The 7,229-nt window shown below is 25.6% G+C and carries 8 protein-coding genes; 4 read left to right on the plus strand and 4 right to left on the minus strand.

The genetic code is table 11. The features are described from left to right. The first annotated feature begins 20 nt into the window (after positions 1-20). Entirely contained in the window at positions 21-791 is a 771-nt protein-coding gene (gene dapB / locus GBZ86_RS02615) for a 4-hydroxy-tetrahydrodipicolinate reductase (RefSeq protein ID WP_152887464.1), read from the plus strand. A 91-nt stretch (positions 792-882) separates the two neighbouring features. Here the strand turns inward: dapB and GBZ86_RS02620 are convergent, their stop codons facing one another. Together GBZ86_RS02620 and GBZ86_RS02625 are read right to left on the minus strand one after the other, a co-directional pair. Further along, entirely contained in the window at positions 883-2,022 is a 1,140-nt protein-coding gene (locus tag GBZ86_RS02620) for a pyridoxal phosphate-dependent aminotransferase (protein ID WP_152887466.1), read from the minus strand. A gap of 1 nt (position 2,023) precedes the next feature. Next, complete coding sequence (locus GBZ86_RS02625) at positions 2,024-2,563, minus strand: cob(I)yrinic acid a,c-diamide adenosyltransferase (protein WP_152887468.1); 540 nt, start codon at positions 2,561-2,563, stop codon at positions 2,024-2,026. Positions 2,564-2,775: 212 nt separating this feature from the next. Between GBZ86_RS02625 and dapD the strand changes: the two genes are divergently transcribed. Continuing rightward, on the plus strand, positions 2,776-3,486 hold the full coding sequence (dapD, locus tag GBZ86_RS02630) for a 2,3,4,5-tetrahydropyridine-2,6-dicarboxylate N-acetyltransferase (protein ID WP_152887469.1): 711 nt from the start codon (positions 2,776-2,778) through the stop codon (positions 3,484-3,486). 44 nt (positions 3,487-3,530) lie between these two features. Here the strand turns inward: dapD and GBZ86_RS02635 are convergent, their stop codons facing one another. After that, positions 3,531-4,193 (minus strand): single-stranded DNA-binding protein, encoded by a 663-nt coding sequence (locus GBZ86_RS02635; RefSeq protein WP_152887471.1) that lies wholly within the window; start codon positions 4,191-4,193, stop codon positions 3,531-3,533. A 151-nt stretch (positions 4,194-4,344) separates the two neighbouring features. Next, complete coding sequence (locus tag GBZ86_RS02640) at positions 4,345-5,103, minus strand: polysaccharide deacetylase family protein (protein ID WP_152887474.1); 759 nt, start codon at positions 5,101-5,103, stop codon at positions 4,345-4,347. A 102-nt stretch (positions 5,104-5,205) separates the two neighbouring features. Between GBZ86_RS02640 and GBZ86_RS02645 the strand changes: the two genes are divergently transcribed. Together GBZ86_RS02645 and GBZ86_RS02650 are read left to right on the plus strand one after the other, a co-directional pair. After that, positions 5,206-5,736 (plus strand): DUF4364 family protein, encoded by a 531-nt coding sequence (locus GBZ86_RS02645; protein WP_152887475.1) that lies wholly within the window; start codon positions 5,206-5,208, stop codon positions 5,734-5,736. 133 nt (positions 5,737-5,869) lie between these two features. Then, positions 5,870-6,994 carry an AI-2E family transporter gene (locus GBZ86_RS02650; protein ID WP_152887477.1) on the plus strand — a complete coding sequence of 375 codons (1,125 nt, stop codon included), beginning with the start codon at positions 5,870-5,872 and terminating at the stop codon, positions 6,992-6,994. Positions 6,995-7,229: the final 235 nt, after the last annotated feature.

Consider the following 7,229-nt stretch of genomic DNA (forward strand, 5'->3'; position numbering starts at 1 on the left):
TTACCGGAGGTAATTATTTTATGGTAAAAATAGTATTAAGTGGTTGTTCTGGAAAAATGGGATCAACAATTACAAATCTAGCGTTACAAAAATTCCCTAATATTCAAATCGTTGCAGGAATAGATAAATTCACTAATGTTAACAGAAATTATCCTATATTTGAAAAAGCTGAAAATTGTTCAGTTGATTATGACGTTTTACTAGATTTCTCTAGAGCTGATACACTAACATCATTAATAGAACTTTCTAAAAAAACAAAAAAACCTTTAATTCTATGTTCTACTGGATATACTGATGAAGATTTAGATCTTATAGAAAAAGCTTCAAAAGAAATTCCTTTATTTAGATCTGCAAATATGAGTATTGGTATAAATTTAGTAAATGCATTATTAAAGAAAATTTCTCCAATATTATACGAAAACTTTGATTTTGATATTGAATTAGTAGAAAGACATCACAATCAAAAAGTAGATTCACCAAGTGGAACTGCTCTACTTCTTGCTCATTCTATTCAAAATTCATTAAATGAAGAAACAAATCTTATCTATGGAAGAGAAGGTATTGGAAAAAGAGAAAAAAATGAAATTTGTGTAAATACAGTAAGAGGTGGAGGAATCATAGGAGATCACGAAGTAATTTATGCTGGTGATGGTGAAGTTATTGAAGTAAATCATAAAGCTATCTCTAGAGATGTATTTGCTATTGGAGCTCTTAAAGCATGTGAATATATGGCGTCCCAAACTAAGACTGGTAAATATTCAATGGATGATGTATTAAATATTAATTTTTAAAATTGATATTTAACTTTAAATACCATCAAGTCTAATAAAAGCTTGATGGTATTTTATTACTTCCATTTAAAAAAGTAATTTTTAAACTTAACTAATATTGTATAGTTTTCACAAATTCTCTAAGTCTTTTTAAAGCAATTTTAAGTTCATCCATACTATAGCAATACGAAATTCTTAAAAATCCTTCTCCTCCTACTCCAAAAGCATCTCCTGGGACACATGCTACTCCTTTTTCTTTAAGTAACTTTTCACAAAATTCTTCTGATTTCATACCGTATTTACTTATACTTGGAAATATATAAAATGCTCCATTTGGTTTATTTACTTCAAATCCTATGTCTAATAATTCATTATATACAAATTCCATTCTATCCTTAAATGATTTTTTCATATACTCTACATCATTAAGACAATTTTTTAGCCCAGTTAAAGCTCCCCATTGAACTATAGAAGATGCACAGGATACATCATATTGATGAACCTTTAAAATTTGGTCATACAACTCTTTTTTACAACATACATAACCTAATCTTAATCCTGGCATTGCAAACATTTTAGAAAATCCACTTACATATATTATCTTATCTTTTATTTCATCACATTGAGCAACTGAATAATAGTTATCTTCAAAACATAATGATGCATATATTTCATCTGTTATTACACATATGTCATTATCTTTTATAACTTCTATTAGTTCATTTTTACATTCTTTTGATAATAAAGCCCCTGTAGGATTGCATGGATAGGATAATATTAAAACTTTACCTCCTTTTTTTATTCCTTCTTTTAAATTATCTATGTTCACAGAAAAATCATTATTTAACTCATAAGTAATAATTTCAACTCCTATTAATTTTGCAATACTTTCATATGCTGGATATGCTATTGAAGGTATTAATATACTATCTTTTGCATTTAATAAAGATACCATGCTTATAAATAAGCCTTCACTTCCACCTACAGTTAACATAATTTCATCTTTACTGTAATTTATATTTAAAGTTTTTAAAAATTCACTTATAGCTTCTCTTAATTCTATTATACCTGCATTAGGTGTATATTTTGACTTTCCATTATTCAAAGCATTAATTATTCCTTCTTTAATTTTATCTGGCACATCAAAATCTGGTTGACCTAATGTTAAAGAAATAGCATTAGGATACTTTTCCATCTTGTTAAAAAACTTCCTTATACCTGAAATTTCTATATTTTTAATATTTTTATTCATATTAAAATTCAATCCCCTTTCTTGCGTTTACACCTGCTTTATAATAATGCTTAATTTCTTTCATTTCTGTTATTAAATCTGCTTTATCTGCAATTTTTTCTGGAACATTTCTTCCTGTTAAAATAAGTTCCATATCTTTTGGTTTTATGTTCATAAGCTTTAGAACTTGTTCTTCAGTAAGAAATTCTCCTTTCATAGCTGCCATAACCTCATCTAATATCAATATATCACACTCTTTATTTTCTAATATTTTTAATGCAAAATTATATCCTTCATTAACCTCTTCTTTTAATTTACTTAATTGTTCTTCATTTAAATTCCAAGTAAAACCTTTTGTTGTTTCAAATCTAAATATTTTGAAATTTTCTCCTAATATTTCAGAAATTTTAAGTTCACCAGTTTTTCCAGACTTTAAAAACTGTATTACATATACTTTCATACCATCACCAACCGCTCTAATTGCTAATCCCATAGCAGCAGTAGTCTTACCTTTACCATTACCAGTATAAATTTGTATATATCCTTCCTTCAAATTACTCATTGCAAATCACTCCTTTATGGTTATTTTACATTATTAATTGCCAGTATGAACTTGTTAATGTAAAATTTATAATAAAAATTAGTTTTTTTATACTATATACTCTTTTATTGAGAATTTTTTTTGTTTATAATAATCTATATTGTATATATTATATTTTGTAGCAATTATAACATAATAATATAATTAAATATTTATAGAAAGGATGTAACTATATGAGTTATAATTTTACTGATCCATATGAAATAGCTAGATTCATAAAAGAAGCTAAAAAATCAACTCCTGTTCAAGTTCATGTAAAAGGAGATTTATCCCAAACAAATTTTGGTTCTATAGAATGGTATGGTTCAAATAATTTCTACATTTTATTTGGAGAAAGTCTTGAAATTTCAGATTTCTTAACAGAAAACAAAGAAAAAATTGAACACTTTAGAATTGATAATGATAGAAGAAATTCTGCCATTCCTATGTTAGATCTTTTAAATATTGATGCTAGAATTGAACCTGGTGCAATAATAAGAGATAGAGTTACCATAGGTAAAAATGCCGTTGTAATGATGGGTGCTGTTATAAATATAGGTGCTGAAATTGGTGAAGGAACAATGGTTGATATGAATGCTGTTATTGGAGCTAGAGGTCAACTAGGAAAAAGAGTCCATCTTGGAGCTGGTGCTGTTGTTGCTGGTGTTTTAGAACCACCTAGTAAAAGCCCTTGTATAATAGAAGATGATGTTTTAATAGGTGCTAATGCAGTAATACTAGAAGGCATAAAAATAGGAAAAGGTTCTGTTGTTGCTGCTGGTTCTGTTGTTGTAGAAGATGTGCCTGCTGGAGTAGTTGTAGCTGGTACCCCTGCTAAGATTATTAAGCATGTAGATAATAAAACTAAAGAAAAAACTGAAATATTAGATGATTTAAGAAAATAATCTAAACTACATAAAGCTGTAGCAAACGCTACAGCTTTTACTTATTATCCAATATTTTGTTCGTTATTTTCTTCTTCACTTTCAGCTTTTTCTTCAACTCTTTCCATTTTTGAAATTGAAACTTCATAAGCCACTTTTTTTATAACTTCTGTTTCTGATACCTTTTTTTGATATTCTCTACTTTGAAGTCTTCCCCAAATTCTTATGTTATCTCCAACCTCTAATGTCTGACAAAATCTAGAATTTCTTCCCCAAGCAATTGTTGGTATATAATCAGATTTATTATATGCTCTATTTACTGCTAATAATACATCAGCAATTTCTCTTCCAAATGGAGTTGTTCTATATATTGGTTCTTTACATATATATCCGTCTAAAAATATTTCATTTGGATTTTTACTTCTTTCTAAACAAGGCTCTATATTTCTAGCAAATACAGTTAGAATTAGCTTATTACTTCCATCAATAAACTTATTATAGCTTCTAAGTTGACCATCAACAATAACATCTTCCCCTATTTTTAATTCTATATTGGTTATTAATCTCTCTGAAACTGTAATACTCAAAATATCTTTAGAATCACTTAGTCTCATAACCTCTAAATTAAAGGTATAAAATCCCTCTCCATACATTTCATGACTAAATTCTAATTCTGATACAACTGTTCCCTCTAAGTAAATTTTGTTGTTTAACATTAAATTATCCATTTTAACCTAAACCCCTCTCCCCATTAGTGTTTATTACTTTAATTTGTAATTTGTTTATTTATTTTATACTTCTATAATGTAAATCTATCAACTGTTTCCATTATAATACATTTTGTTCAAGTATTTCAACCTATTTTTTATTAGATTTAACTTATTGCAATAATTTTTGCAATCCTTCACTATTTATTTCATAGTTTTCTTTAAATATTAACTCTCCAATAGTAAAAAAATTATATCCTTCTTTTTTCAAATAAGGTATTAATTTTTCTAAATTCTTAGGCGTATTTTTCCCATTGTTATGAAATAAAACTATAGAACCAGGAATTATATTTTTTATTACTCTATTATATTCTTTATCTAGCCCTAAGTTTTTCCAATCTATACTATCCACATTCCAATGTATATTTTTATATCCTAGTTCTTCACTAACTCTTAATTTGTCTTCATTGTAGGATCCACTAGGAAATCTAAATAATTCTGTTTTTAATCCTATTTCTTTACTTATAATATCTTCTGTTTCTTTTATTTCTTTTATAGCTCTTTCTTTAGATATTTTAGTAAAATCAGGATGAATAAAACTATGGTTCCCTATTTCATGCCCTCGTTTATTAATTTCTTTTAATTTTTCTTTATTCTCTTCTGGATATATTACCCACTTACCCATAACAAAAAATGTTGCTTTTACATTATGTTTATCTAATATATCTAATATTTCATATAAGTAGTCTTTTTCAGCCCAGTTTACATCAAAAGTTAAAGATAATTTTTTTTCAGCTGTATCAACATTATATATAGGCTGCTTTTTTACTTCTGATAAACTAATTACTGGTTTACCTATAAATGAATAAAGTATTGTTACTAAAAATATTAAAATTAATTTTTTAAATTTATTTTTAATTATAAATTCCAAATTATCACCTCCAAAATATACCTTAATAATTTGTAAATAACTTTATTATATTAAAACTTATATGTTATAATAATATTATTAATTACTATGGAGGAAATATACATGTATGATGATAGCACATTAGAATTAGCTGAAAACAAGCTATTACTTTTATATATAATAAAGTCTATTAAATATCCAATTTCTAATGCTCAATTAACAGACATAATATTAGAAAATAGTTTTATAAATTACTTTATGCTTCAACAATACATATCTGAACTTATTTCTTCAGAATTCTTAAAATATGAAGAAATAGATTCTAAAGAGTTTCTTGTATTGACTAATAAAGGTGATAAAGTTTTATTCTTTTTTAAAGATAGAATCTCTAAAAATAAATTAAAACTTATTGATGATTATATTAATGCTAAAGTAGAAAGTATAAAAAAAGAATTAAATATTTGTTCAGACTATACTATAGATGAAAATAGCTCCTTCTTAGTAAATCTAAAAGCTATGGAAAATGGATCTGTATTAATGGATTTAACTATTTCTGTGCCATCTAAAGATGAAGCTAAATCACTTTGTTCAAAATGGAAAAATAATTCATCAGATATATATCATAAAATTATTAATGCTTTAATATCAGAATAATTTAATATTTTAGGAGGTAACTATTACCTCTATTTTTTTATTTAAATTTAATAAATTTTTATTATTTTATTTATGCCTTTTATGATATTATATGAATAACATAAAAAAATATATTTATATAGGAGGATACACTTTGTTTAAGAAAAAAAACTTTTACTTTAATTTAATTCCTATAATATTAATAACTATAGTATTAATTAAAGTAGTTTTTAATATTGAAACTATTTTTTCTGGTACCATAGGTACATTATTTTCAATATTAGTACCATTTATTTGGGCCTTAGTTATAGCTTATTTAATTAATCCATTAATGCTTTTAATAGAAAAACGTCTAAAGCTAAAAAGAGGATTATCAACTTTATTAAGTTATATAATTGTTTTTATATTTTTATACATAGGAATAACAGTTCTTGTTCCTGCTATTTTTAATAGTTTATTAGATTTATTTAAAAATCTATCTGATTATACTACATCTTCTGAACAATGGATTACTAATTTCATATCTGATCTAGATATGAAAAGTGCTTCAGAACAAATTGAAAAATTCGCAATGGAGTTTTTAAGCAAATTAACTGCTTTACTTTCTAATATGTTAGGTGGAGTATTAACTCAGACAATAAAAATAACTTCTTCTGTAGTTAAATTTATATTTGGATTTATTATATCTATTTATATGCTATTAGATAAAGATAACTTAATTTATCATGCTAAAAGAATAATATTACTTATTTTTCCATCAGAAAAAAAAGCAAATTATTTTTTATCTTTTATGACAGAAGCAAATAATATTTTTGGTAGATTTATAATAGGAAAAACTATTGATTCATTAATAATCGGTGTTTTATGTTATATTGGACTTATATTAATAAAAGCACCATATGCAGCCTTAATTGCTTTAATAGTTGGAATAACAAATATGATTCCTTACTTTGGACCATTTATAGGAATGGTTCCTGGATTTTTACTAACACTTTTTGTTGATCCTTCTAAATCACTTTGGGTATTACTTTTTATATTCCTATTACAACAATTTGATGGTTGGTACTTAGGACCTAAAATATTAGGTGATAAAGTTGGTGTTTCTCCATTATTTATAATACTAGCAGTAACTCTTGGTGGTGGCCTTGGGGGAGTAATAGGAATGTTTATTAGTGTACCTATTATAGCTCTTATAAAAATCTATGGTGAGAAATTCTTAGAATATAGAGCTAAAGCTAAAGATATTGATTTTAGTGAAAAGTTCAAAAAGTCTCTTTAAATATAAGTTAAAATAATAAAAAAGCATGAGCTATAACTCCTCATGCTTTCAGGCTGTCGACAAAGTCGACAGCCTTTCCATTTTCTTATAAAATAATATTGGGTGATAAATATGATGACTAAAAAAAATACTGATAATAGATTTAAAATTGAATTTAACAGTTTAGAAGCTCTTGTGCCTAAAAATCATTTAGTTAGACAAATTGATAGAGCAATAGATTTTAATTTTATATATG

It is taken from the genome of Clostridium tarantellae (assembly GCF_009295725.1).
In the GTDB taxonomy this organism is placed as follows: Bacteria; Bacillota; Clostridia; order Clostridiales; family Clostridiaceae; genus Sarcina; species Sarcina tarantellae.